Genomic DNA, 25977 nt, shown 5'->3' on the forward strand with positions numbered 1-25977 from the left:
TGGGGTTCCCCTCCGACGTTGTTTTCGTACGTACGATTTCAGCCGTCGGCCGCTGCGGCGCGTCTAGAACTTGCCGTAGTAGCCTTCCTTCAGGGCATCGAACAGGTTGGCGGCGGTGTGCATCTCGCCGTCGTACTCCACCTCCTCGTTGCCCTTCAGTTCGATAACGCTACCGTCTTCCAATTCGAAGCGGTAGAGGGTGTTCTCGAGGTCGGCCTCCTTCACCAGCACGCCCTGGAAGGCGGCCGGGTTGAAGCGGAAGGTGGTGCAGCCCTTGAGGCCCTGCTTGTAGGCGTAGAAGTAGATGTCCTTGAAGTCTTCGTAGGGGTAGTCGGTGGGCACGTTGGCCGTCTTGGAGATGGACGAGTCCACCCACTTCTGGGCCGCCGCCTGGATGTCCACGTGCTCCTTCGGGCCGATGTCGTCGGCGGCCACGAAGTAGTCCGGCAGCCGGGCGCCGGGGTCGTCGGAGAACGGCAGCGCGTTGGCGTTGATCAGGGCGCGGTAGGCGAGCAGCTCGTAGCTGTACACCTCGATCTTTTCCTTGGTCTTGCGGCCCTCGCGGATCACGTTGCGCGAGTAGTGGTGGGCGAAGCTGGGCTCGATGCCGTTGCTGGCGTTGTTGGCCAGGCTGAGGCTGATGGTGCCGGTGGGGGCGATCGAGGTGTGGTGGGTGAAGCGCGCGCCGACCTCGGCCAGCTCCCTGACCAGGTCCGGCGCCACCGTGGCGATGCGCTGCATGTAGCGGCTGTACCTGGCGTGCAGCACGCGGCCGGGGATGGTGTCGCCCGCCCTGTAGCCGTCGGCGGCCATCTCCGGGCGCTTGCGCAGCATGTCGCCGGTGACGGTGAAGTCGCGGGCCAGGATCGGCGCCGGGCCCTTCTCCCTGGCCAGGTCCAGCGCGACCTCCCAGCCGGCCACCGCCATCTCGCGCGAGACCTCCTCGGTGAAGGCCACCGCCTCGGCCGAGCCGTAGCGCATCTTCAGCATGGTGATGGTCGAGCCCAGGCCCAGGAAGCCCATGCCGTGGCGGCGCTTGGACAGGATCTCGTTGCGCTGCTGCTCCAGCGGCAGGCCGTTGATCTCCACCACGTTGTCGAGCATGCGGGTGAAGATCTTCACCACCTCGCGGTACTCGTCCCAGTCGAAGCGGGCCTTGGGGCCGAACGGGTCGCGCACGAAGGTGGTCAGGTTGACCGAGCCGAGCAGGCAGGAGCCATAGGGCGGCAAGGGCTGCTCGCCACACGGGTTGGTGGCGCGGATGTTCTCGCACCACCAGTTGTTGTTCATCTCGTTGACCTTGTCGATCAGGATGAAGCCGGGCTCCGCGTAGTCGTACGTGGAGACCATGATCATGTCCCACAGGTGGCGGGCGCGGATGTGGCCGTAGATCTTGCAGGCGACCAGGCCGTCCTCGCGCACCACGTAGTTCTCGTGGGTGGGCCACTCGCGCCAGACCACCTTGCTCCCGTCGGCGAGGTCGAGCTCGTCCTTCTCCTTCACGTGCACCGGGAACACCAGCGGCCAGTCGCGGTCGTGCTCGACCGCCTGCATGAAGCCCTCGGTGACCAGCAGCGAGAGGTTGAACTGGCGCAGCCGGCCGTTCTCGCGCTTGGCGCGGATGAACTCCTTCACGTCCGGGTGGCTGACGTCGAACGTGCCCATCTGCGCGCCGCGGCGGCCGCCGGCGGAGGAGACGGTGAAGCACATCTTGTCGTAGATGTCCATGAAGGACAGCGGACCGCTGGTGTACGCGCCGGCGCCCGACACGTAGGCGCCGCGCGGGCGCAGCGTGGAGAACTCGTAGCCGATGCCGCAGCCGGCCTTCAGGGTGAGGCCGGCCTCGTGCACCTTCTCCAGGATGTCGTCCATGGAGTCGCGGATGGTGCCCGACACGGTGCAGTTGATCGTGCTGGTGGCCGGCTTGTGCTCCAGCGCGCCGGCGTTGGAGGTGATGCGCCCGGCGGGAATGGCGCCGCGGCGCAGCGCCCACAGGAAGCGCTCGTACCAGTGCGCGCGCAGCTCCTCGGTCGCCTCCACCGCGGACAGCGCCCTGGCCACGCGCTGGTAGGTCTCGTCGACGCTGCCGTCGACCGGTTCGCCCGCCTTGTTCTTCAGGCGGTACTTCTTGTCCCAGATGTCGTACGACGCCGGCTGCAGCGGGATCTGCGCCGCGTCCCGGTTCATGGCTGGTGCACGCGCGGTGCTCATCGGCTTCCTGACCTCCGGCCTTGCGACCCGATTGTGTTGATCGACGATCCCGTCCGCGGGCGGCAGATCGGACGGCTGCCTGGCGGCGACGGCCTGCCGTCGCCCGGACCGCTCCGGCTTGGCTCTTTCCGCAACGCGATCCCTCCCCCGAGAGATGCCGAATGGACACCAACACCTGGGTGGACCGCTGGCGGGCACACACAAGATGTTGTGCTTGCGAACGGAGAGGCAAGTTAACCCCGGCCCGGCCCGATGTAAAGTGCCCGCGGCGCATCGCCGGCGCGGAACCGCGGCGGCGCGCGCCGGTCGAAGCCGCGTCCGTTTTTCGCCCCCGCGACGTTTTCCAAGGAGGACACGCCATGCCCGCCCGTTGTTCCCGTCTCGCCCGCCGGCTGGGCGCGCTGCTGCTGGCCGCGTGCGGCCTCGCGCTGGCCCCGGCCGGCCGCGCCGCGCTGCCCGCCGCCGTGGCCGGCCAGCCGCTGCCCTCGCTGGCGCCGATGCTGGAGAAGGTGACGCCGGCGGTGGTGAACATCTCCACCAAGACGCGCGTGCGGGTCAACGACCCCTATTTCGACGACCCGATCTTCCGCCAGTTCTTCGGCCTGCCGGCGGTGCCGCGCGAGCGGGTGGAGCAGAGCCTGGGCTCGGGCGTGATCGTGGACGCGGCCAAGGGCTACGTGCTGACCAACAACCACGTGGTGGGCGGCGCCGACGACATCACGGTGACGCTGCAGGACGGGCGCAACTTCAAGGGCCGGCTGATCGGCACCGACCCGGACACCGACGTGGCGGTGGTGCAGATTCCCGCGCAGAACCTCAAGGCGCTGCCGGTGGCCGACTCCTCCGCGCTGCGCGTGGGCGACTTCGTGGTGGCGGTGGGCGACCCGTTCGGGCTGGGCCAGACGGTGACCTCGGGCATCGTCTCGGCGCTGGGCCGCTCGGGCCTGGGCGGCACCGGCTACCAGAACTTCATCCAGACCGACGCCTCGATCAACCCGGGCAACTCCGGCGGCGCGCTGGTCAACCTGCGCGGCGAGCTGGTCGGCATCAACACGATGATCTTCACCCCGTCCGGCGGCAACGTCGGCATCGGCTTCGCCATCCCCTCCAACCTGGCCAGCGAGGTGATGGGCCAGCTGGTCGCGCACGGCAAGGTCGAGCGCGGCAGCCTGGGCGTGCAGGCGCAGGACATCACCCCGCGCATCGCCAAGGTGCTGGGCCTGGATTCCGCCAGCGGCGTGGTGGTGACCCAGGTGGCGCCCGGCTCGGCCGCCGACCGTGCCGGCCTGCAGCCGGGCGACGTGCTGAGCGCGCTGAACGGCAAGCCGCTGCGCAGCGCCGCCGAGCTGCGCAACCAGGAGGGCCTGCTGCCGCTGGGCAGCACGGTGAAGCTGTCGGTGCTGCGCGACGGCGGCACGCGCGAGGTCAGCGCCACCCTCACGCCCGAGCCGCTGGCCACGCTGGACGGCGCGCGGATCGACCCGCGCCTGGCCGGCGTGCGCTTCAGCGAGCTGCCGCTGTCGCTGCGCAACCAGGGCGCCGCCGGCGTGGCGGTGCAGTCGGTGCGCGCGGGCAGCCGCGCGGCGCAGGCCGGCCTGCAGCCGGGCGACCTGGTGATCGGCGTGGGCAACCGGCGCATCGCCGGGCTGCGCGACCTGCAGCGCCTGGCCGGCGTGCAGCCGCGCCAGCTCGCGCTGGTGGTGGCCGACGACGACGGCGCGCACTACGTGCTGCTGAACTGAACCGGCGGGTACGGGAAACGGCCTGCTTAACGGCTGGCCAACCCGGCTTGATGTTTGCTGCGCGGACCGATGAAATAACCGATCCTGTCACTGCATGCGCGCCCGGAATGGCGGCACGCTCACGCCATCTTCACCACCCGGGGTTTCCCAGCACCATGTCCGTCCGCATCACCCGCCTCCTCGTCCTCGCCGCCCTGGTCGGCGCCGGCCTCGGCGCCACCGCCGCCGCCAAGACCACCCACCACCACAAGAAGGCCGCCGCCGCGCCCAAGGGACCCACCCTGGTCTGGCGCGGCGACGTGACCAGCGCGCGCGGCGTGGTCACCGACGCGGCGACGGCCTGGGAGAAGACCGGCCACGGCCACCTGGAGGTGCAGTCCTTCAACACCGCCTCCGGCCTCGACGCGGTCAGCGGCGGCCTGGCCGACCTGGCCGGCGCCGCGCGCGACAGCGACGGCGGCCCGGCCGAGAGCCAGCTGGTGTTCACCCCGGTGGCGTGGGACGCGCTGGTGATCATCACCCACCCGGACAACCCGGTGGGCAACCTCAGCCTGAAGCAGGTGCACGACATCTACTACGGCAAGATCACCAACTGGAACCAGGTCGGCGGCCCCGACGCGCCGATCAACGTGTACGCCGTGGCCAGCCCCGGCGACGGCGTGGAGTACAGCCTGCGCAAGCTGCTGTTCGGCCGCGGCAACCAGCCGGTGGCGGCGCCGCGCCTGTACGTCAACACCGCCAAGCTGGAGGAGGCGGTGACGCTCGACCCGCACGCGCTGGGCGTGTCCACCCTGGCCGGCGTGAGCGGCAACCGCAAGCTCAAGCCGCTCAGCCTGGACGGCGTGCCGCCCACCGTGGCCAACATCGCCGACGGCAGCTACCCGCTGTACACCCCGGTCTACCTGGTGACCAACCCGAGCAGCCCGAAGGCCGCCGATGCCAGGGCCTTCGTCGACTTCATGCAGACCGAGGAAGGCAAGGCGGTGCTGCGCAAGCACGCCATCCTGCCCTACGCCGACGCCGCCGCGCTGGCCGGCATGAGCGACGCGCGCCGGGCCAAGGTGCTGGCCGAGGTGGGCGCGCGCCCGCTGCCGTCCAGCGGCGTGCCGCTGGCCGCGCCGGGCGCCACCTACGCCGAGCGCGCCGCCGTCTCGCCGGGCTCGCAGCGCACGGTGGAGGCGCGCCAGGTGCTCGGCGACCGCCAGGCCGACAGCAAGGCGCAGGCGGTGCTCGCCGACGCGCAGCAGAAGGCTCGCGCGGCCGGCGTGCAGGGCGCCGCCGACCCGGCCGCCGCGCCGCACGCGCCGCGCACCTACACCGTGGTCAAGGGCGACACGCTGGGCTCGATCGCCAAGAAGAACTCGGTGGAGGTCGCCCAGCTGCGCGAGTGGAACCACCTGAAGGGCGACACCATCCGGCTCGGCCAGGTGCTGCAGGTCAGCGCCAACTGACCGGCCGGCGGTGCGGATCCTCGCGCTCACCGTCGACCTGGACGACACCCTGTGGCCGGTGCTGCCGGCCCTGGAGCGCGCCGACCTCGAGGTGGACGCCTGGTTGCGCCGCCACCACCCGGAGGTGGCGCGGCGCTGGCCGGTCCCGGCGATGCGCGCGCTGCGCGCCCGCGTGGCCGCCGAGCGGCCCGACCTGGCGCACGACTTCACCGCCCAGCGCCACCTCACGATGCGGCAGGCGTTCGCCGCCTGCGGCATCGCGGAGGCGCCGGTGGAGGCGCTGTGGGAGATCTACTTCGCCGCGCGCAACCGCGTGGATCTCTACCCGGACAGCCTGGCCGCGCTGCAGCGGCTGGCCGCGCGGCTGCCGCTGGCCAGCCTGACCAACGGCAACGCCGACCTCGCGCGCATCGGCATCCACGCGCACTTCCGCCACCACGTCTGCGCGCGCGACGCCGGCTGGCCCAAGCCCGACCCGCGCATCTTCCTCGCCGCCGCCGAACGCCTCGGCGCCGCGCCGGCGCAGGTGCTGCACGCGGGCGACGATCCCGAGCTGGACGTGCTCGGCGCGCGCGCCGCCGGCCTGCGCACCGCCTGGATCAACCGCGCGCGCCATCCCTGGCCGGCCGCGCTGGGCGCGCCGCCCGACCTGGACCTGCCGAACCTGGCCGCGCTCGCCGACTGGCTGGAGGCGCACGCGGCGGACTGAGCGGCCCCCCGCGGCCACGGTGGACCTTGTGGGAGCGGCCTCCGGCCGCGATGACTGCCCTTCCCTCTCGCGGCCAGAGGCCGCTCCCACCGGGTCGCGGCGCCTTGGCCGGGGACGGCCGCCGGCCGCGATCGCCCCGCCGCCTCGTTTGGATTGCACGCGCAAACCGCGCATCATGCGCGCCTCGACAGCCGGCAGCACGCGCGCCGGCATGCGCCAAGGAAACCCCATGCCCGCCCTGACCGAACGCCAGCCCGGCGACCGCCGCAGCATCGCCATCGAAGCCACCGACTCCGCCCGGCTCGCCGCCGCGCGCAAGCGGCTCACGCCCGCGCAGCGGCGCTGGCTGGACGCCTGCGGCTTCGAGGGCGCGCCGGGCAGCTTCGCCCTGCTCGCCGACGCCGGCGGCGGGCTGGCGCGCGTCCTGCTCGGCGTGGACGCGCGCGAACCGCTGGCGGCGCTGGCCGGCCTGCCCTGCACGCTGCCCGCGGCGACCTACCACCTGGCCGCCGAGGGCGTCGCGCTGGACGCGCGCCTGGCCGCGCTGGGCTGGGCGCTGGGCGCCTACCGCTTCACCCGCTACCGCAAGGCGCCGCGCGCGCCGGCCACGCTCGCCGTCGACGCCGCCACGCTGGCCGCGGTGCGGCCGCTGGCGGAAGCCACCGCGCTGGTGCGCGACCTGGTCAACACGCCCACCGAGGACATGGGGCCCAAGCAGCTCGCCGACGCGGTGAAGCAGCTCGGCAAGGCGCACAAGGCGCGCGTCGAGGAATGGGTCGGCGACGAGCTGCTCGAGGCCAACTTCCCGGCGATCCACGCCGTGGGCCGCGCCAGCCACCGCGCGCCGCGGCTGGTCAAGCTCGAATGGGGCAAGGCCTCGCACCCGCGGCTGGCGATCGTCGGCAAGGGCGTGTGCTTCGACACCGGCGGCCTGGACCTCAAGGGCGCCGACTTCATGCGCAACATGAAGAAGGACATGGGCGGCGCCGCGCACGCCATCGCGCTGGCCGCGCTGGTGATGCAGGCGCGGCTGCCGGTGCGCCTGACCCTGCTGGTGCCCGCGGTGGAGAACGCGGTGGCCGCCAACGCGATGCGCCCCGGCGAGGTGCTCGCCACCCGCGCCGGCTTCACCGTGGAGGTGGACAACACCGACGCCGAGGGCCGCCTGATCCTGGGCGACGCGCTGGCCTACGCCGCCGAGCAGAAACCCGACCTGATCCTCGACCTCGCCACCCTCACCGGCGCCGCGCGCGTGGCGCTGGGCCCGGACCTGCCGGCGCTGTTCGCCAACGACGACGCGCTGGCCGAGGCGGCGCTGGCGGCCGGCCGCGACGAGGCCGACCCGCTGTGGCGGCTGCCGCTGTGGCGGCCGTACCGCAAGCTGTTCGAGTCGGCGGTGGCCGACTTCGCCAACGGCGGTCCGTCGCGCCACGCCGGCGCGATCGTCGCCGCGCTGTACCTGGAGCGCTTCGTGCCCGAGGGCACGCCCTGGCTGCACCTGGACACCTACGCCTGGAACGACGCCGACCGCCCCGGCCGCCCGCGCGGCGGCGAGGCGCAGGGCCTGCGCGCGCTGTTCGCGCTGCTGCGCCGCCGCTACGGCGGGTGAGCGCGGCGGCCGGAAGGCCGCGGGCATGACTTCTGGCGATGCCTGCGCCGGCGCCGGGATGCCATGCTGTGGGCTTCCTCCCGCAAGGAAGAACCCGCCATGCCCCATCCGTTCCGCCGCCCCCTCGCCCTGGCCCTGGGCGCCCTGCTCGTCGGCGCCGCCGCGGCCGCGGACCAGTCCGCGCCGCCGGCCGGGCCGCCGCTGACCGCGCAGACCCAGCATTCCGGCGGCGTCATGCCGGCCGAGCAGCGCCGCGTGCATTTCGACCACGCCGGGCTGCACTTCCGCGTCGACCCGGCCAGGCGCAGCCTGGACGCCACCGCGACGCTGGGCTTCACCGCCAACGAGGCGACCGACCGCCTGCTGCTGGACCTCGACCGCAACCTGGCGGTCCACGCCATCGCCGTGGACGGCAAGCCGCTGCCGGCCTCCGCCTGGAGCAACCCCGACGGCCGCCTCGCGATCGCCCTGCCCGCGCCGCTGGCCAAGGGCGGCAAGGTCGCGGTGGAGATCCGCTACGGCGGGCAGCCGCACACCGCCGTGCGCGCGCCGTGGGACGGCGGCTTCGTGTGGTCGCACACCGACGACGGCCAGCCGTGGATCGCCACCGCGGTGGAGGGCGAGGGCTGCGACCTGTTCTGGCCGTGCATCGACCATCCGGAAGGCAAGCCCGACCTGGTCGACACCTACGTCACCGTGCCGAGGAACCTCGCCGCGCCGGGCAACGGCGTGCTGGTGGAGGTGAAGGACGAGGGCGCGACGCGCACCTGGCACTGGCGCGCCAAGCACCCGACCACCTACGCGGTCACGCTCAACATCGGCCCGTTCGAGGTGCTCAAGGGCCAGTACAAGAGCCGCTACGGCAACGTCATCCCGATGGAGTTCTGGTACCTGCGCGGCCACGAGGCGCAGGCCAGGGGGCTGTTCGCCGAGTTCCCGCGCATGCTGGACTTCTTCGAGCAGGAGATCGGCCCCTACCCCTGGGGCGACGAGAAGATGGGCGTGGTCGAGACCCCGCACCTGGGCATGGAGCACCAGACCATCAACGCCTACGGCAACGGCTACAAGGCCGGCCCGTACGGCTTCGACTGGCTGCTGCAGCACGAGTTCGCCCACGAGTGGTTCGGCAACCAGGTGACCAACGCCGACTGGGACGACATGTGGCTCCACGAGGGCTTCGGCACCTACATGCAGCCGCTGTACGGCCAGTACCTGTACGGCGACATGCCCTACTTCGCCATGCTGCACGACGAGCTGACGATGGTGAAGAACGCGCACCCCATCGTCTCCGGCCGCAGCCAGCTCGAGCACGAGGTGTACGACGCCGACAAGGGGCCGGCCAACGACATCTACTACAAGGCCTCGCTGATGCTGCACACGCTGCGCCAGCTGATCGGCGACCGCGCCTTCTTCGACGCCACGCGCCGGCTGGTCTACGGCCGCCCCGATCCCAGGCCCGGCAACTTCCGGCCGCGCTACGCCACCACGCAGGACTTCATCGACATCGTGCGCCAGGCGACCGGGCGCGACTTCAAGTGGTTCTTCGACGTCTACCTGTACGAGGCCAGGCTGCCCGAGCTGGTCGAGCAGCGCCAGGGCGACACGCTGACGCTGCGCTGGAAGGTGCCGCACGACAAGCCGTTCCCGATGCCGGTGGACGTGCAGGTGGGCGACGAGGTGCGCACGCTGCCGATGGAGCGCGGCAGCGCCACGCTGACGGTGCCGGCCGGCACGCTGGTGATCGTCGACCCGCGCTCCAAGCTGCTGCGCGAGATGCCGCACATCGAGGCGTACCAGGCGTGGAAGCGCGAGCAGATGGCCGAGCTGATGAAGAAGCAGAAGCAGGCCAAGCCCTGAGGCCGTTCCGGGCCGGGGCCGGGGCCGGAAACGCGAAGGGCCGCGTCGGACGCGGCCCTTCGCCTTGGCGGGGACGCCCGCCGCGCGCGGCGGGAGGTCAGTGCGAGGCGGTCGGCGCGGCCGCCTCGCGCGGCTGCGCCCAGGCCATGTCCTTGCCGCCGTAGGGCAGCACCTCGGCGGCGAGCTTGGGATCGGCCTTGATCAGGCCGATCGCGTCGAACAGGATGTGCGCCGTCTCCTGCAGCTGCGGGTCGTTGGCCTTCTTGGCCTCGTCCTCCTGCTTGAGCTCGCTCTTCAGGCTGCGCTCGTTGGCGTTGAGGCCGTCGTCCAGGGTCGGGCCCGCGTCGTCGGCGACGGTGCCGTCGATCGCCTTGTGGCGCGCGCGGAAGTCGGCCTGGATCGCGTCCAGCTGCTTGCGCTCGGCCTCGCGCTGGGCGAAGTTGAGCGAGATGGTGGTCTGGTCGCGCATCTTGCGGTACTGCGCCAGCTCGTCGAGCATCAGCTTCCACGCCGGCGACTTGGCCACGCGCGCGTCGTGCGCGGCCTGCAGCTGCGGCAGGTAGGCCTTCAGGTCCGCCACCGGCTTGTAGTCGGCCGGGGCGATCTGGGTCCAGGCCAGCGCGTTGTCGTAGGTGGACTCGCCGAAGTCCTTCTCGTCGCCGTTCTTCGGGAACTGGATGTCCGGCGTGACGCCCTTGAGCTGGGTGGAGCCGCCGTTGATGCGGAAGAACTCGGCGATGGTCATCTTCAGCTCGCCCAGCTGCGGCTTCTCGCCGTCGTTCTGCGCGAAGCGGTCCAGGTCCACCAGGTTCTGCACGGTGCCCTTGCCGAAGGTGGGCTGGCCGATGATCAGGCCGCGGCCGTAGTCCTGGATCGCCGCGGCGAAGATCTCCGAGGCGGAGGCCGAGCCGCGGTTGACCAGCACCGCCAGCGGGCCGCTCCAGGCCATGCCGGGCTGCTCGTCGCCCTGCGCGTCCACCTCGCCGTTGGCCTTGCGCACCTGCACCACCGGGCCCTGGTCGATGAACAGGCCGGTGAGCTCGTTGGCCTCGTCGAGCGAGCCGCCGCCGTTGTTGCGCAGGTCCACGATCACGCCCTGCACGCCCTCCTGCTTCAGCTCGCCGAGCAGCCGGGCGACGTCGCGGGTGGCGCTCTTGTAGTTCTGGTCGCCGTCGCGGCGGGCACCGAAGTCGGAGTAGAAGGTGGGCAGGTCGATCACGCCGATCTTGCGCTTGACGCCGCCGTCGTCGATCTCGATGACCTTCTTCTTGGCCGCCTGCTCCTCGATGCTGACCTTCTGGCGCACCAGCGTGACCAGCTCGTGCTTGCCGTCCAGGCCGACGTCGGCGGGCAGGATCTCCAGCCGCACGGTGGTGCCCTTCTTGCCGCGGATCAGCTTGACCACGTCGTCCACGCGCCAGCCGATCACGTCCACCATCGGCCCCGAGGCACCCTGGCCGACCGCGGCGATGCGGTCGCCGACGTGGATCTTGCCGGACTTGGCCGCCGGGCCGGCCGGCACCACCTCGCGCACCTGGATGTACTCCTCGCGCTGCTGCAGCACCGCGCCGATGCCTTCCAGCGAGAGCTTCATCGAGATGTCGAAGTTCTCCGCCTGGCGCGGGCCCAGGTAGTCGGTGTGCGGGTCGGTGGTCTCCGCGTAGGCGGTCATGAAGGTCTGGAAGGCGTCCTCGCCGTCGAGCTGCTTCACGCGCTCGATGTAGTTGGCGTAGCGCCTGTCCAGCGTCTTGCGGATGTCCTCGTCGTTCTTGCCGGCGAGCTTGAGGCGCAGCCAGTCGTTCTTGGTGCGCTTGCGCCACAGGTCGTCCAGCTCGGCCTGGTCCTTCGGCCAGGCGGCGTCCTTGCGGTCGAAGGTGTAGCTCTCGTCCCTGGAGAGGTCGAAGCCCTGCCTGACCAGCGCGCGCGCGTAGCTCATGCGGTCCACCGCGCGCTGGACGTACAGGTTGAACATCGCGAACGGGCCGGACAGGTCGCGGTTCCAGATCGCGTCGTCGAGCCTGGTCTTCAGCGGCGCGAACTTGTCCATGTCGGCCTGGGTGAAGAACACCTTCTCGCCGTCCAGCAGGTCCACGTAGGCCTTGTAGATGCGCTGGGACATGGCGTCGTCCAGCGGCTTGGCGTCGTAGTGGAAGCGGGTGAGGAAGCGCGCCGACAGCTGCGCGGCGTCGGCCTGGGGGTCGGTGGGCTTGAGCGGCAGGGTCGAGGCCGCGCGCGGGGCCTCGCCGCCGGCCGCGGCGTCGGGCGCCGACTGCGCGTGCGCCGCGGTCAGGGTGAGGGCGAACAGCAGGGCCAGCGCGGGACGGAATCTCATGAAGGGTTCTCAGGCTTGCTCGGTGACGCCGGCTGCATGGGCCTGCAGGTCGGCATGGTAGGAGGACCGCACCAGCGGGCCGGAGGCGACGTGGGAGAAGCCCATCGCCTCGCCGGCCTCGCGCAGCGCGGCGAATTCGTCCGGCGTCCAGTAGCGCACGACGGGGTGGTGGTGCGGCGTGGGCTGCAGGTACTGGCCGATGGTGATCATGTCCACGTCATGCGCGCGTAAATCGCGCAGCGTGCCCAGCACCTGCTCGCGGGTCTCGCCCAGGCCCAGCATGATGCCGGACTTGGTCGGCACGTCGGGGTGCTGCGCCTTGAAGCGCCTGAGCAGGTCCAGCGACCACTGGTAGTCGGCGCCCGGGCGCACCTCGCGGTACAGGTGCGGCACGGTTTCCAGGTTGTGGTTGAACACGTCCGGCGGGAAGTCCCTGAGCACTTCCAGCGCGCGCTCCATGCGGCCCTTGCCGCGGAAGTCGGGGGTGAGGATCTCGATCCTGATGTTCGGGCTGGCGTGGCGCACCGCGCGGATGCAGGCGGCGAAGTGCTCGGCGCCGCCGTCGCGCAGGTCGTCGCGGTCCACCGAGGTGATCACCACGTACTTCAGGCGCATGTCGCGGATGGTCTCGGCCAGGCGCGCCGGCTCCAGCGGGTCCGGCGGCGCCGGGCGGCCGTGCGCCACGTCGCAGAACGAGCAGCGCCGCGTGCACACCTCGCCGAGGATCATGAAGGTGGCGGTGCCCTTGCTGAAGCACTCGTGGATGTTCGGGCAACTGGCCTCCTCGCACACCGTCACCAGCGCGTTCTCGCGCAGGCGCGCCTTGAGCTGCTGCACGGCGTTGCCCTGCGGCAGGCGCACGCGGATCCAGCCCGGCTTGCGCAGCACCGGCACGGCGGTGTCGAAGCCGGCGCGGTTGCGCGCGATCTTGGCGTCGCCCAGCTGCTTCTCCACCGGCGCGCCGGCGATGGTGCTGATCGGGATGGCCTTGGAGGGTGAAGCGGCGTTGCTCATGTCGAAGCCTGGACCGCGGCGCGGGCGGGGAGTTCGGGGAGGTGGGGAGCGGCCGGCTCGGCATCGAACCCGAACTGGCGGCAGAACTCGGCCACGAGCGCGTCTTCGACGTCCGCCAGTCGCGACGGACCGCCCAAGTCTAGCACCTGCGTGACCGCCAAGCCCTTGTAGCCGCAGGGGTTGATGCGGTGGAACGGCTCCAGGTCCATGGCCACGTTGAAGGCCAGACCGTGGAAGCTGCAGCCGCGCCGCACGCGCAGCCCCAGCGCGGCGACCTTGGCGCCGCCCACGTACACGCCGGGCGCGCCTTCCACGCGCCCGGCGCCGATGTTCCAGTACGCCAGCGTATCGATGATGGCCTGCTCGATCCGGTGCACCAGCTCGCGCACGCCCACGCCGGCGCGGCGCAGGTCGATCAGCGGGTAGCCGACGATCTGGCCGGGGCCGTGGTAGGTGACCTGGCCGCCGCGGTCCACCGGGATCACCGGGATCTCGCCGGGCGCCAGCACGTGCTCCATCTTGCCGGCCTGGCCCAGGGTGAACACCGGGTCGTGCTCCAGCAGCCACAGCTCGTCGGGGGTGTCCGGGCCGCGCGCGTCGGTGAAGGCGCGCATCGCGTCCCAGGTGGCCTGGTAGGGCTGGCGGCCGAGGCGGCGGATCAGGAGCGGGCGGGAATCGGGGGACATGGCGTCGCTACCGGCGAAGGGAATGCAGATGAGGCGGGCGGGACGGATTGCAAGCGGGGCCTGCGCCTTGCAGCCCTCTCCCCTCCGGGGAGAGGGAGCAGAGCTGTTCCGAGGGGAACGGGATTCAAGGCGTCAGAGCGTGTAGCGGATGTCCGGGTCGGCGCGCAGCGCCGCGTGGGCGGCGTCGTACTGCTCGCGCGTGTCGCAGCGGAAGCTCACCGTGACCGCGAGGAAGTTGCCCTCGCGCGAGTGCCGGTGGCGCACCGTCTCGTGCAGCACGTGCAGGCCCAGGCCGGCGAGGATCGCCGGCACGCGCGCCTTCAGGTCCGCGCGGGCGTCGCCCATCGCGGTGATCTCGAACTCGCCGGGGAAGACGAAGCCCTTGCCTTCCTTCTTCGCCTGGGTGAAGTCGATCTCGCGCATCACTTGGCTCCGGCGTCGGCCTTCTTGTCGCTGTGGAACCACAGCAGGATGCTGTCCCACAGCCGCTTGAAGAAGCCGCCCTGCGGCGCGTCGGCCAGCGCCACCAGCGGCACGCTCTGCACCGGCTGCCCGTCCAGGGTGATGCGCAGCGTGCCGATCTGCTGGCCCTTGGTAAACGGCGCGACCAGCGTGGCGGGGATGTCCATGGTCGCCTTCAGCTTCTCGTAGTCGCCGCGCTTGACGGTGACCAGCACCGGGTCGGTGACGCCGATCGGCAGCGCGTTCTCCTCGCCCTTCCACAGCCGCGGCGTGGCCAGCGGCTTGCCCGCCTCGTACAGCTTGTGCGTCTCGTAGAAGCGGAAGCCGTAGTTGAGCAGCGCCATCGCCGCGTCGGCGCGCGCCTTCTCGCTGCTGGAGCCCATCACGATGGCGATCATGCGCGCGTCGCCCTGCTTGGCCGAGGCGGCCAGGCAGTAGCCGGCGGCGGCGGTGTGGCCGGTCTTGATGCCGTCCACGCTGGGGTCGCGCCACAGCAGCGTGTTGCGGTTGCCCTGCTTGATGCCGTTCCACTCGAACTGCTTGATCGCCGAGATCGCGTAGTCGTCGGGGAAGTCGTGGATCAGCGCGCGCGAGAGGATGGCGATGTCGTGCGCGGTGGTGTAGTGGTTCGGGATGGGATAGCCGGAGGCGTTCTCGAAGTGGCTGTTCACCATGCCCAGCTGCTTGGCGTAGGCGTTCATCAGCCCGGCGAAGGCCTCCTCGGAGCCGGCGGTGTGCTCGGCCAGCGCGATGGCGGCGTCGTTGCCGGACTGGATGATCATGCCGTACAGCAGGTCCTTCAGGTCGACCTGGCTGCCCAGCTTGAGGAAGCTGGTGGAGCCGTCGGTGCCGGCACCACCGCCGCGCCAGGCGCGCTCGCTGATGGTGACCGGGTCGGTCATGTGGATCTTGCCGTTGGCGATCTCGGCCGAGACCACGTAGTCGGTCATGATCTTGGTGATCGAGGCCGGCTCCACGCGCAGGTCCGGGTCCTTGCTGGCGAGGATCTGCCCGGTGGCGTAGTCCATCAGCACCCAGCTCCTGCCGTCCACGTCCGGCGGCGGCGGCACCGGCGCCTCGGGCACCACCGGGCGCGGCACCGGCGAGGGGCGCGGCGGGGTCTGCTGGGCCAAGGCGACGCCCGCGGCCAGGGCGGCCGCGGCGAGCGAGCAAAGGGTACGGCGGAGGAGGTTCATCGTGGTGTGCGGTCCCGTCGGAAAGGCCGGCGCGGGCGCCGGCGCGGATGGAAGTTGCTCAGTCTACCGCGACCTGGGGGTGCGGCAGGCCCATGTCCTCGATGCGCGCGGTCAGCGCGTCGGCGCTGTCGACGTCGGCCAGCGGCCCCAGCCGCACGCGGCTGACGCGGCGGCCGTTGATCTCGGCCTGCACCACCTGCACCGGCGCCAGGTGGGCGGCGCGCAGCCGCGCGGCCACGCGCTCGGCATTGCCGGCGTCGGCGAAGGCGCCGACCTGCAGGTAGATCGTGGGCTTGGCTCCCGGCACTGGGACCGCCGCGCCGGCCGACAGTTCCTGCCGCACCGCGGCGGTGGAGACCACGGCGGGCGCGGCGGCCGGCGCGGCGCGCCCGGCCACGGCCGGCGGCGACGCCTCGTCCGGATGCGCCGGGTCGATCGCGCGCACCTCCACCAGCCCGGTGCCCTTGGGCCACACGCCGATCTTCACCGCGGCGGCGTAGGAGAGGTCGATGATGCGGTTCTCGTGGAACGGCCCGCGGTCGTTGACCCGCACGATCACGCTCCTGCCGTTCTCCAGGTTGGTCACCCGCGCGTAGCTCGGCAGCGGCAGCACCTTGCTCGCGGCGGTGAACTTGTACATGTCGTAGTCCTCGAGGTTCGAGGTCTTGTAGCCGTGGAACTTGTTGCCGTAGAACGAGGCGATGCCGCGCTCCACGTAGCCGCGCGCGTCGGGCAGCACGCGGTAGGTCTGGCCGAGCACGGTGTAGGGCGACTTGTTGCCGTACAGCGAGCGCGGCTCCGCCTTCGGCACCGGCTCGGGCAGGCGGCTCACGTCGATCGGCGGCGGCACGCTGTCGTCGCGGTCGCGGTAGCGGCTGTCCTGCGGGCGGCTGACGTCGTCGCGCCAGCCGCCGGCCGGCGGCGGCGCCGCGCCGCCGCGCGACGTGGACGCGCCACCGCGCGCGGGCCGCGTCGCGTGGTGCCCGCCGCAGGCGGCCAGCAGCGCCAGCACGGCGAGCAGCGCGGCGCGCGCGGCGCGCCTCATGGCGCCGGGTCCGCCGGGCCCGCGCCGGCCTCGATCGCCTGCGCCAGCTGGTGCACCGCCATCGCGTACAGCGGGCTGCGGTTGTAGCGGGTGATCACGTAGAAATTGCCGAAGGTGAACCAGTATTCCGGCCCGTTCGCGCCGGCCAGCGTCTGCAGGCCGGCCGGCTCGCCCGGGTTGAACGGCTGCAGCGGCGCGTAGCCCCAGGCCTCCAGCTGCTCCAGCGGCCACTGCGGCCTGGCGTCCTTCGCCTCGATCGGCCGCGCCGCCGCGTCCGGCTGCGCGCGCGCGGCCACCGGGCCGCCGGCCTGCCAGCCGTGCCGGGCGAAGTAGTTGGCCACGCTGGAGAGGATGTCCGGCAGCGAGCCCTGCAGGTCGATGCGGCCGTCGCCGTCGGCGTCCACGCCGAAGTCGCGGATGCTGGAGGGCATGAACTGGCCCCAGCCCTGCGCGCCGGCGTAGGAGCCGGTGAGCGTGTCCAGCGGGCCGGCCAGGTGATCGGCCGGCAGCTCCAGCAGGGTCTTGAGCTGCTCGCGGAAGAACGCCGCGCGCGGCGGGTAGTAGAAGGCCAGCGTGACCAGCGCGTCGAGCACCTTGTACCTGCCGGTGACGCGCCCGTAGCTGGTCTCCACGCCGAGGATCGCCACGATGTAGGCCGGCTCCACCCCGTAGCGGCGGCCGACCTGCTCCAGCAGCGCGCGGTGCGCGCGGTAGAAGTCGATGCCGTCGTCGATGCGCTGCTCGGTGAGGAAGATCGGCCGGTACGCGCTCCACGGCTTGGCCTCGGCCGGCCGGCCGATCGCGTCGAGGATGCTCTGCTGCTTCTGCGCGCGGTCGAGCAGCGCGTCCAGCGCGGCCGGGTCCTTGCCGGTGTCGCGCGCCACCTCGCGCACCAGCTCGGCCTGGCCGGGGTGCACGGCGGCCGCGGCGGGCGCAGCGAGGAAGGCAATGGCGACCAGGGCGAACAGGGCCTGGCACCGGCGCGGCGGAAACGGTCTGGCGAGGACTCGCGTGCGGCTGTCGTCGATCATCGCGCGAAAGCCTAGCACGCGCGCCCGGACGCGGGTCCTCCGTTCAATGCGCGCGCGGGTCGTAGCCGGTCATCGCCGCGCGCGGCTCGGGCAGCTTGCCGCGCAGCTCGTGCACCTGCGCCGCGGCCACCGCATCGCCGCGGTTGCCCCAGCTCGAGCGCACGAAGCTCAGCACCTGCGCGACGTCCTGGTCGGACAGGCGTGCGCCGAACGGCGGCATGGCGAACTGCGTGGGCCCGCCTTCGGTGCCCGGCATGGCGCCGCCGCCGAGCACGAGGCGGATCAGCGAGGCGGGGTTCCCGCCGTTCACCGCCGGGTTGCCCGCCAGCGCCGGGTAGACCTGCGCGTAGCCGCGGCCGTCGCTGCGGTGGCAGGCGGCGCAGTTGTCCAGGTACAGCCGCGCGCCGGCGGCGGAGGCGTCGCCCGCGTGCAGGGCCTTGGCCACGGCCGCGTCGTAGGCGGGCGCGGCTTCCTCGCGGCGCGGCGGCAGCGATTTCAGGTAGCGTGCCACCGCGTGCAGGTCCGCGTCGGTGAAGTACTGCGTGCTGTGCTCGACGGCGTCGACCATGCTGCCGAAGATCGCGCTGCGCCCGTTGCGGCCGGTCTTGAGCAGCTCCACCAGCTCGTCCTCGCCGACGCCGCCCAGGCCGCTGGCGGCCTCGCCGCGCAGGCTCGGCGCCACCCAGTTGTCGATGCTGCCGCCGCTCAGGTAGAGCGGGCCGCCGCGCGCATCCAGCGCCTTCTCCTGCAGGGTGATGGCGCGCGGCGTGTGGCAGGCGCCGCAGTGGCCCAGGCCCTCGACCAGGTAGGCGCCGCGCGCCAGCACCGGGTCGGCGCCGCCCGGCGCCGGCACGCTGGCGGGCGCCCTGGGCGCGAACAGCGCGCGCCAGTAGGCCAGCGGCCAGCGCATCGACAGCGGCCAGGGAATGCCGCTGGCGCGGTCGGGCTGCGCCACCGGCGCCACGCCGTGCATCAGGTAGGCGTACAGCGCGGCGAGGTCGGCGTCGCTGATGCGCGAGAAGGCCGGGTACGGCATCGCCGGGTAGAGCGAGCGGCCGTGGCGGTCCACGCCGCGGCGCACCGCGCGCTCGAACTCGCCGTAGGTGTAGGCGCCGATGCCGGTGTCGCGGTCGGGCGTGATGTTGGTGCTGTAGATGGCGCCCACCGGCGAGGCGATGGCCAGGCCGCCGGCGAACGGCCGGCCGCCCGGCGCGGTGTGGCAGGCCGCGCAGTCGCCGAGCCGCGCCACGTAGGCGCCCTGCTCGATCAGCTCCGGCGAGGCCGGCAGCGGGGCCTGCGCCTGCGGATTGCCGCCCACCGGCACGAGGCGGCTGCCGAGCACCGCCAGCAGCAGCAGGACCGCCAGCGCCAGCACCAGCCAGCCCAGCGTCCGCCACCCGGAGCCGCGTCGTCTGCTCGTGGCGTTCATGCCTGCACCAGCGGGCCGGGATGCTTGAGGTAGGTCTCGCGGATCGCCCTGGCCGCCCAGTAGGTGAGCCCGCCGATCAGGCCGGTGGGGTTGTAGCCGAGGTTCTGCGGGAAGGCCGAGGCGCCGGTGACGAACACGTTGGGCACGTCCCAGCTCTGCAGGTAGCGGTTGAGCGCGCTGGTGGACGGGTCGCTGCCCATGATCACGCCGCCGGTGGTGTGCGTGGTCTGGTACTGGCGGATGTCGTAGTGGTCGCCCGGCTGGCGCACGGTCTGCGACGACTGGCGCGGTTTCATCGCGTCGACCACTTCCTGCGCGCGGTCGGTGACGAAGCGGGTCATCCTGTACTCGTTGTCGTGCCAGTCGAAGGTGATGCGCAGCAGCGGCTGGCCGAAGGCGTCCCTGTAGGTGGGATCGAGGTCCAGGTAGCGGTCGCGGTAGGCCATCACCGAGCCGTGCGTGCCGACGAAGGTGGTGTGCAGGTAGCTCTGCTTGGCCGCGCGCTTCCACGCCGCGCCCCAGGCCGGCGTGCCCGGCGGCACGGCCAGCTGCTGGATCGGCCGCCCGCCGGTCTGCCCGCCGAACAGGTAGGCGCCGCCGACGAAGCCGTGCGGGCCGTGGTCGAAGTGGTCGGAGTTGAAGTCGTCCACGATCTGCGTGCCGCCCGCGCCGGCGCCGATGAACGGATTGATCGCCGTGTCGGGGTCGTAGAAGGCGGCGATGCTGCTCATCATCTGGTAGGCGTAGTTGCGCCCGATCACGCCGGTGCCGCTGGCCGGGTCGTAGGGCTTGCCGATGCCCGACAGCAGCATCAGCCGCACGTTGTGCATCTGGAACGCGGCCACGATCACCAGCTCGGCCGGCTGCTCGACCTGCTCGCCCTGCGCGTCGACGTAGGTGACGCCGGTGGCGCGCCTGCCGCCGGCGTCGAGGTTCACCTTGAGCACGTGGCTCCGCGTGCGCAGCTGGAAGTTCGGCCTGCGCATCAGCACCGGCAGGATCGTGGTCTGCGGCGCGGCCTTGGAGTACATGTAGCAGCCGAAGCGCTCGCAGAAGCCGCAGAAGTTGCACGGCCCCAGCCGCACGCCGAGCGGGTTGGTGTACGGCCGCGAGGCGTTGGAGGAAGGCTGCGGGAACGGGTGCAGGCCGCGCTCGCGCGCCGCGTCGGCGAACAGTTGCGCGCCGTAGGTGTCGGCCATCGGCGGGTTGGGATAGTCCCTGGCGCGCGGCCCCTCGAACGGGTTGCCGCCCTCCTGGATGCGCCCGCCCAGGTTGCCGGCGCGGCCGGAGGTGCCGCACAGGTACTCGAACTTCTCCAGGTACGGCTCCAGCTCGGCGTAGCCGACGCCGTAGTCCTGGATCTGCATGTCCGGCGGGGTGAACTTCGCGCCGTAGCGCTGGCGGACGTGGCTGGCGAACTCCAGGTCCTCCGGCGAGGGCCGGTAGTGCTGGCCGTTCCAGTGCACGCCGGCGCCGCCGACGTTGTTGCCGAACAGGAACGAGCCGTACTGCCGGTACGGCACCGCGGTCTCGTTCACGCCATGGCGGATGGTGACCGTCTCGCGCGCCAGCGGCTGGAACAGCATGCCGCGGATGCCGTAGGCCAGCTCGTCGACGATGCCGGGGTAACTGAAGTCCGGCGAGGTGTCGCGGTACTCGCCGCGCTCCAGCGCCAGCACCTTCAGGCCCGCCTCGGCCAGCTCCATGCCCATGATCGCGCCGGTCCAGCCGAAGCCGACGATCACCGCGTCCACCGGCGGCATGCGCTTCATGCGCGCGCTCCCTTGATCGACACCGGCCCCAGCGGATAGGGCTTGCCCGGCTGCTCCGACCAGTCCATGAAGTCGGCGCGGGCGCCGGGGAAGCCGATCATCTTCCAGCTGCCCATGCCCTTGTTGCCGCCGTACATCGGGTCGGCGAAGTAGCCTTCCTTGGTGTTGGTGAGCAGCTGGGCGAAGAACGCCTTGGCCGGCACGCCGTCCAGCTCGATCGCGCCGCCCTCGAGCTGCCGGAGCACCTCGTCGCGCTGGTCCGGCGCGAGCTCGGCGAAGGGCTTGCCGTGCTGGCGCCCGCACCAGTCGTCCACCGCCTTGATGCCGGCGCGGTACAGCTCGCGCGGGGTGAAGCGCAGCTGGTAGCCCAGCGTGGGCGCCGCCTCGGGATGGAACGGCCCCTGCATGTACCACAGCTCGCCGCGGCCGTAGGCGTCGTCCATCTGGCGGTCGAGGAACTCGGCCACGCCCAGCTCCAGCGCACCGGGGCCTTCCGCGTCGGCGGGAATCAGCCGGTCCACCGCGGCCTGCACGAAGGCCCATTCGGCGGTGGTGAAGTAGCGCGGCGCGTAGGCCGTGGCCGGCGCGGCGGCGTGCGCGCCGCCCAGCGCCGCGGCGCCGCCGAACAGGCCCAGCGCGGGCGCCGCCACCAGGCTTCGCCGGAGGAATTCGCGGCGCGCGCGCGAAGCAGGCGGCTCGGACGGCATGGCGGCTCCTTTTTCGGCTGGCGCGCGGTCGGCTGCGCTGGCGGCACCGGCGGGCCGGTGCGGAAACGGTGCGCCGCGCTTTGTACGTCCGCCGTTGCGAAGCAGGCGTGAAGCCGGGCCGCAGGAACCGGCGTCAGTCGTGCATCTTGCGGTGGGCGTGGATCGACATCAGCACGCCGAAGCCGGTCAGCAGCGACACCGCCGAGGTGCCGCCGTAGCTCACCAGCGGCATCGGCACGCCCACCACCGGCAGCATGCCGGCCACCATGCCGCCGTTGACGAACACGTAGACGAAGAAGCTCATGCCGATCGCGCCGGCGAGCAGGCGCGAGTAGGTGTCGCGCGCCTCCATCGCGATCCACAGGCAGCGGCCGATGATGAAGGCGTACAGCGCCAGCAGCGCGCACACGCCGACCAGGCCGAACTCCTCGGAGAACACCGCGAAGATGAAGTCGGTGGTGTGCTCGGGCAGGAACTCCAGCCGCGACTGCGTGCTGTGCTGCCAGCCCTTGCCGAACACGCCGCCGGAGCCCACCGCGATCTGCGACTGGATGATGTGCCAGCCGTTGCCGAGCGGGTCGGACTCCGGGTTGAGCAGGGTCAGCACGCGGTCGCGCTGGTACTGGTGCAGGAAGTGCCAGGCCACCGGGACCACCGCCGCCACCGCGCCCAGCAGCAGGCCGATGCGCCACCACGCCATGCCGGCGAGGAACAGCGCGAAGCCGCCGGCGGCGGCCACCAGCAGCGCGGTGCCCAGGTCCGGCTGCTTGGCGATCAGCGCGGCGGGCACCGCGATCAGCAGGCCGACCACCGCGATGTCCTTCCAGCCCGGCGGCAGCTGGCGCGGGTGCAGGTACCAGGCCACCATCATCGGCATGGTCAGCTTGAGCAGCTCGGACGGCTGGAAGCGCATCACGCCCAGGTCCAGCCAGCGGTAGGCGCCGCGCCCCTCGCCCAGCACCGCCACCACCACCAGCAGGAAGGTGCTGCCCAGGTACAGCCACGGCGTCCAGCTGCGCAGCACCGCCGGCGGGATGCGCGAGACCAGCAGCAGCAGCGCCGCGCCCATCGCGAAGCGCGCGGCCTGGCCGCCGACCAGGCCGAGGTCGGCGTCGCCGGCGCTGTACAGCGTGACCAGCCCGGCGCAGGCGAGCAGGAACAGGCCGGCCGCCAGCGGCAGGTCGATCCGCGGCCGGGTCAGCAGGCGCCGCAGCAGCCGGCGCAGGCGCACGTGCAGCGTTTCGACCAGCGTGTCGATCATGGCGTGCTCCCTGCCGCCGCCGGCTCGCCGCCGCTCGCCGGCACGGCGGGCAGGTCGTCCTCCGGCAGCGGCGACTCGGTGACGTCGCCCGGCGCGGGAATCGCGCCCTGCTCGGGCAGCGGGGTCGCCTTCGGCGCCTGGTCGCCCTGGGTGGCCAGCCAGGCGTCGAGGATCTTGCGCGCGATCGGGCCGGCGTCCTTGCCGCCCCAGGCGCCGGCCTCCAGCACCACCGCCACCGCGATCTTCGGGGCCTCCGCCGGCGTGTAGGCGATGAACCAGGCGCGGTGGCGCGCGGCGAGGTAGGCGCTGTTCTTGTTGGTGTCGTAGGCCTCGGTGCGGCGCGAGTAGCGCTCGGCGGTGCCGCTCTTGCCGGCGATGCGGTAGGGAAAGCCGTCGCCCAGGCCGCGCCCGGTCGCGCCGGCGCCGCCGTAGATCACCGCCTGCATGCCCTCGTTGATCACGTCCCAGTCGGACGGCCGGGCGATCAGCGAGGGCCCGGTGGGCGGGTTCGGCAGCGGCTGGCGCGGCGTGTCGACGCCGGCCTGGGTGGCCATCACCAGCCGCGGCGGGTACGGCATGCCGTGCCCGGCCAGCACCGCGGTGGCGTGCGCCAGCTGCAGCGGCGTCACCGCCCAGTAGGCCTGGCCGATGCCGGTGAGCACCGTCTCGCCGGGGAACCACGGCTGCTTGTAGTGCGCGGCCTTCCACTCGCGCGAGGGCAGGATGCCGGTGCTCTCGCCGTCCAGGTCGATGCCGGTCCTGCCGCCGAAGCTGAAGCGGCCCATCCACCCGCTCAGCCGGTCGATGCCCATGTCCAGCGCCAGCTTGTAGAAGTAGGTGTTGGTGGACAGCTGGATCGCCCGCACCATGTTCACCGTGCCGTCGCCGCCGCGCTTGTCGTCGCGGTAGCAGCGGCTCTGGTTGGGCAGGCAGAACTCGCCGGTGGACAGCACCGTGTCCTGCGGCCGACGCACGCCCAGCTCCAGCCCGCCCAGCGCGAGGAACGGCTTGACCGTGGAGCCGGGCGGGTACACGCCGCGCAGCGCGCGGTTGTACAGCGGCTTGTCCTCGGCCGTGGTCAGCGCGGTGTAGTCGGCGTGGCTGATGCCGTTGACGAACAGGTTGGGATCGAAGCTCGGCACGCTGACCATCGCCAGCACCTGGCCGTTGCGCGGGTCGATCGCCACCGCCGCGCCGGGGCGGCCCTCGAAGGCGGCCTCGGCGGCCCGCTGGATGCGCACGTCGATCGACAGGTACAGGTTCCGGCCCGGCGCCGGCGGGTGCCGCTCCAGCACGCGCTGGGTGCGGCCGTCCACGTTCACCTCGACCAGCTCGTAGCCGGGCGTGCCGTGCAGCGCGTCCTCGTAGGAGCGCTCGATGCCGCTGCGGCCGATGTGGCTGGTGCCCTTGTAGCGCACCGGGTCGAGCTTGTCCTGGTCGTCGGCGTCGATGCGGCCGACGTAGCCGATGACGTGGGCGAACAGCGGGCCGTAGGGATAGCGGCGGGTCAGGTACGGCACCACGTCGGCGCCGGGGAAGCGCCAGCGGTTGATCGCGAAGCGCGCGATGTCGTCCTCGGTCAGGCGCAGCTTGAGCGGCACGCTGTCGAAGCGGCGGCTCTGCCTGAGCTGCTTCCTGAAGGCGTCGATGTCGTCCTGGTCCAGCGGCACCACGCTGCCGATCTCGCGCAGGAAGGCGTCCATGTCCGGCACCTGCTCGGGCACCACCTCCAGCCGGAACGCCGGCACGTTGTCGGCCAGCAGCACGCCGTTGCGGTCGTAGATCAGCCCGCGCCCTGGCGGGATCGCGCGCGGCTTGAGGCGGTTGGCCTCCGAGCGCAGCGCGAACTCGTCGTGGCGCATCACCTGCAGCTGCACGTAGCGCCCGACCAGCGCGAGCAGGCCGAGCACGATCAGCCCGAAGCCGGCCAGCGCGCGGCGGCGGAACAGCGCGCTCTCGCCGCGGGGGTCCTTCAGCGAACGCCGCACCGTCCTCATCTCACGGGATGCGCAGCCGCACGCGCAGGTCGTCGAACAGCAGGAACAGGAACGGCCACAGCGCCGCGCCGACGAACGGCGAGAGCCACCAGCTCGGCGGCGGCAGCGCCTCGCCGGCGAACACCCGCACCACGGTGAGCAGGATGCGGTCGTTGAGCAGCAGCGCCAGCACCGCCAGCGTCTGCTGCCACATCGGGAAGAAGCGCAGCCGCGAGCGGAAGCGCAGCGCGATGAACACCAGCGCGGTGAGCCGCAGCGCCTGCTCGCCCAGCAGCACGCCGTCGAGCAGGTCGCCGGCCAGGCCCACCGTGAAGGCCAGCCCCAGGCCGACCCGCTCGGCCGACTCCAGCGACCAGTACAGCAGCACCAGCGCCGGCCAGTACGGCTTGAACGGCTCCAGCGGCTGCGGCAGCGGCACCAGCATCAGCAGCAGCGCGGCCGCCAGGGTGGCGACGAACCACAGCAGGTTCAGGCGGTGCCGGTTCATCGCGCCGCCCCCGCCGCGGCGCCGGCGGCCGGCGCGGCGGGCTGGCCCGGGGCCGGGGCCGGCGCGAGCCCGGCGGGCGGGCCGGCGGACGCCGCCGGCGCGGGCGGCCCGGCCGGCTCGGCCTGGTCGTGCAGCAGCAGCACGTCGTCGCTGCGGTTGATGTCGGCGCTGGGCCGCGCGCGCGCCTCCAGGAACAGGCCGTTGGCGGCCGGGCCGACCGCGGTGACGGTGCCGACCGGGAAGCCCGGCGGGAAGCGCCCGCCCAGGCCGGAGGTGAGCAGGCGGTCGCCGGCCTGCACGTCGGCGGCCATCGGGACGGTCGGCAGGCTGAGCTGGTCGCCGTCGCGCGCGCCGTAGGCGATGGTGCGCAGGCCGGTGCGCTCGACCGTCACCGGCACCGCGTGGTTGGGGTCGGTCACCAGCATCAGCACCGCGGTGGTGGGCAGCACCTCGACCACCTGGCCGAGCAGGCCGCGCGCGTCGATCACCGGCTGGCCCGGCTTCACGCCGTCGCGCGCGCCCAGGTTGATCATCAGCCGGTGGCGGCCGGCGCCGAGGTCCACGCCGATCACCCGCGCCAGCTGCACGTTGAGGCCCAGGCTGTGCTGGGTGGCCAGCAGCTCCTTCAGGCGCTCGTTCTGCTCGGCCACCGCGGCCATGCGGTTGAGCTTGGCGTTGGCCAGCAGCAGGTCCTCGCGCAGGCGCTGGTTCTGCTCGGTGAGCCGCTGGCGGTCGGCAAAGGCCACGCCCAGCGCGCGCACCCCGTCCGCGGGCAGCCCGGCCAGCCGGTACACCGGCTCCACCGCCACCGCGGCGGCGTAGCGCGCGCGCCACATCCAGCCGTTGCGGTGGTCCAGCACCATCAGCACCATCGCCAGCGCGAGGTAGAAGATCAGCCGAAGGGTGCCGGCCACGCTGCCGGCGAACAGGGGCGAGGAATCCTCGCGCGCGAGCGCCATCGCCTGCCCCCCGCGTGCGG

Annotated in this window: 20 protein-coding genes; 5 read left to right on the forward strand and 15 right to left on the reverse strand. The window is 72.4% G+C overall.

The features are described from left to right. Positions 1-63 precede the first annotated feature (63 nt). A complete protein-coding gene (locus C7456_RS12015; RefSeq protein ID WP_109723993.1) occupies positions 64-2211 on the reverse strand; it encodes an adenosylcobalamin-dependent ribonucleoside-diphosphate reductase in 2148 nt (715 codons plus the stop codon). Between the two features lie 359 nt (positions 2212-2570). Here C7456_RS12015 and C7456_RS12020 point away from each other — a divergent pair, with 359 nt between their 5' ends. The 5 genes from C7456_RS12020 to C7456_RS12040 all read left to right on the forward strand — a co-directional run bounded on the left by C7456_RS12020 (position 2571) and on the right by C7456_RS12040 (position 9579). Further along, entirely contained in the window at positions 2571-3953 is a 1383-nt protein-coding gene (locus C7456_RS12020; RefSeq protein ID WP_109723994.1) for a DegQ family serine endoprotease, read from the forward strand. A 155-nt stretch (positions 3954-4108) separates the two neighbouring features. Continuing rightward, on the forward strand, positions 4109-5404 hold the full coding sequence (locus C7456_RS12025; protein WP_109723995.1) for a LysM peptidoglycan-binding domain-containing protein: 1296 nt from the start codon (positions 4109-4111) through the stop codon (positions 5402-5404). A gap of 10 nt (positions 5405-5414) precedes the next feature. Next, positions 5415-6113: an HAD family hydrolase gene (locus C7456_RS12030; RefSeq protein WP_109723996.1), complete on the forward strand. Its 699-nt coding sequence runs from the start codon at positions 5415-5417 to the stop codon at positions 6111-6113. 229 nt (positions 6114-6342) lie between these two features. After that, positions 6343-7722 carry a leucyl aminopeptidase family protein gene (locus tag C7456_RS12035; RefSeq protein ID WP_109723997.1) on the forward strand — a complete coding sequence of 460 codons (1380 nt, stop codon included), beginning with the start codon at positions 6343-6345 and terminating at the stop codon, positions 7720-7722. Positions 7723-7821: 99 nt separating this feature from the next. Continuing rightward, positions 7822-9579, forward strand: a complete 1758-nt coding sequence (locus tag C7456_RS12040; RefSeq protein WP_109723998.1) for a M1 family metallopeptidase — start codon at positions 7822-7824, stop codon at positions 9577-9579. Positions 9580-9676: 97 nt separating this feature from the next. Here C7456_RS12040 and C7456_RS12045 read toward each other — a convergent pair whose 3' ends face one another. The 14 genes from C7456_RS12045 to mreC form a co-directional block, all read right to left on the reverse strand. Continuing rightward, positions 9677-11911, reverse strand: a complete 2235-nt coding sequence (locus C7456_RS12045; protein ID WP_109723999.1) for a carboxy terminal-processing peptidase — start codon at positions 11909-11911, stop codon at positions 9677-9679. Positions 11912-11920: 9 nt separating this feature from the next. Then, complete coding sequence (lipA, locus tag C7456_RS12050) at positions 11921-12925, reverse strand: lipoyl synthase (RefSeq protein ID WP_109724000.1); 1005 nt, start codon at positions 12923-12925, stop codon at positions 11921-11923. After that, entirely contained in the window at positions 12922-13611 is a 690-nt protein-coding gene (gene lipB, locus C7456_RS12055) for a lipoyl(octanoyl) transferase LipB (protein ID WP_109724001.1), read from the reverse strand. Before lipB ends, lipA begins: the two co-directional genes overlap by 4 nt. 132 nt (positions 13612-13743) lie before the next feature. After that, positions 13744-14034, reverse strand: coding sequence for a YbeD family protein (locus tag C7456_RS12060; RefSeq protein ID WP_109724002.1), 291 nt, complete (start codon positions 14032-14034; stop codon positions 13744-13746). Continuing rightward, on the reverse strand, positions 14034-15269 hold the full coding sequence (locus C7456_RS12065; RefSeq protein ID WP_109724003.1) for a D-alanyl-D-alanine carboxypeptidase family protein: 1236 nt from the start codon (positions 15267-15269) through the stop codon (positions 14034-14036). The genes C7456_RS12060 and C7456_RS12065 overlap by 1 nt, the downstream gene beginning before the upstream one ends. Before the next feature lie 58 nt (positions 15270-15327). After that, a complete protein-coding gene (locus tag C7456_RS12070; protein WP_109724004.1) occupies positions 15328-16314 on the reverse strand; it encodes a septal ring lytic transglycosylase RlpA family protein in 987 nt (328 codons plus the stop codon). Then, on the reverse strand, positions 16311-17345 hold the full coding sequence (gene mltB / locus C7456_RS12075; RefSeq protein WP_109724005.1) for a lytic murein transglycosylase B: 1035 nt from the start codon (positions 17343-17345) through the stop codon (positions 16311-16313). Before mltB ends, C7456_RS12070 begins: the two co-directional genes overlap by 4 nt. 43 nt (positions 17346-17388) lie before the next feature. After that, positions 17389-18774, reverse strand: coding sequence for a cytochrome c (locus C7456_RS12080; RefSeq protein ID WP_109724006.1), 1386 nt, complete (start codon positions 18772-18774; stop codon positions 17389-17391). Then, a complete protein-coding gene (locus C7456_RS12085; RefSeq protein ID WP_109724007.1) occupies positions 18771-20546 on the reverse strand; it encodes a GMC family oxidoreductase in 1776 nt (591 codons plus the stop codon). The genes C7456_RS12080 and C7456_RS12085 overlap by 4 nt, the downstream gene beginning before the upstream one ends. Beyond that, on the reverse strand, positions 20543-21253 hold the full coding sequence (locus tag C7456_RS12090; protein WP_109724008.1) for a gluconate 2-dehydrogenase subunit 3 family protein: 711 nt from the start codon (positions 21251-21253) through the stop codon (positions 20543-20545). The genes C7456_RS12085 and C7456_RS12090 overlap by 4 nt, the downstream gene beginning before the upstream one ends. A gap of 133 nt (positions 21254-21386) precedes the next feature. Beyond that, positions 21387-22514 (reverse strand): rod shape-determining protein RodA, encoded by a 1128-nt coding sequence (gene rodA / locus C7456_RS12095; protein WP_425454634.1) that lies wholly within the window; start codon positions 22512-22514, stop codon positions 21387-21389. Next, positions 22511-24502, reverse strand: a complete 1992-nt coding sequence (gene mrdA / locus C7456_RS12100) for a penicillin-binding protein 2 (protein WP_425454635.1) — start codon at positions 24500-24502, stop codon at positions 22511-22513. Before mrdA ends, rodA begins: the two co-directional genes overlap by 4 nt. A 10-nt stretch (positions 24503-24512) precedes the next feature. Continuing rightward, a complete protein-coding gene (gene mreD, locus C7456_RS12105; RefSeq protein ID WP_109724010.1) occupies positions 24513-24998 on the reverse strand; it encodes a rod shape-determining protein MreD in 486 nt (161 codons plus the stop codon). Further along, positions 24995-25957 carry a rod shape-determining protein MreC gene (gene mreC, locus C7456_RS12110; RefSeq protein WP_109724011.1) on the reverse strand — a complete coding sequence of 321 codons (963 nt, stop codon included), beginning with the start codon at positions 25955-25957 and terminating at the stop codon, positions 24995-24997. Before mreC ends, mreD begins: the two co-directional genes overlap by 4 nt. Positions 25958-25977: the final 20 nt, after the last annotated feature.

The sequence above is a fragment of the Fulvimonas soli genome, from assembly GCF_003148905.1.
Lineage (GTDB): Bacteria > Pseudomonadota > Gammaproteobacteria > Xanthomonadales > Rhodanobacteraceae > Fulvimonas > Fulvimonas soli.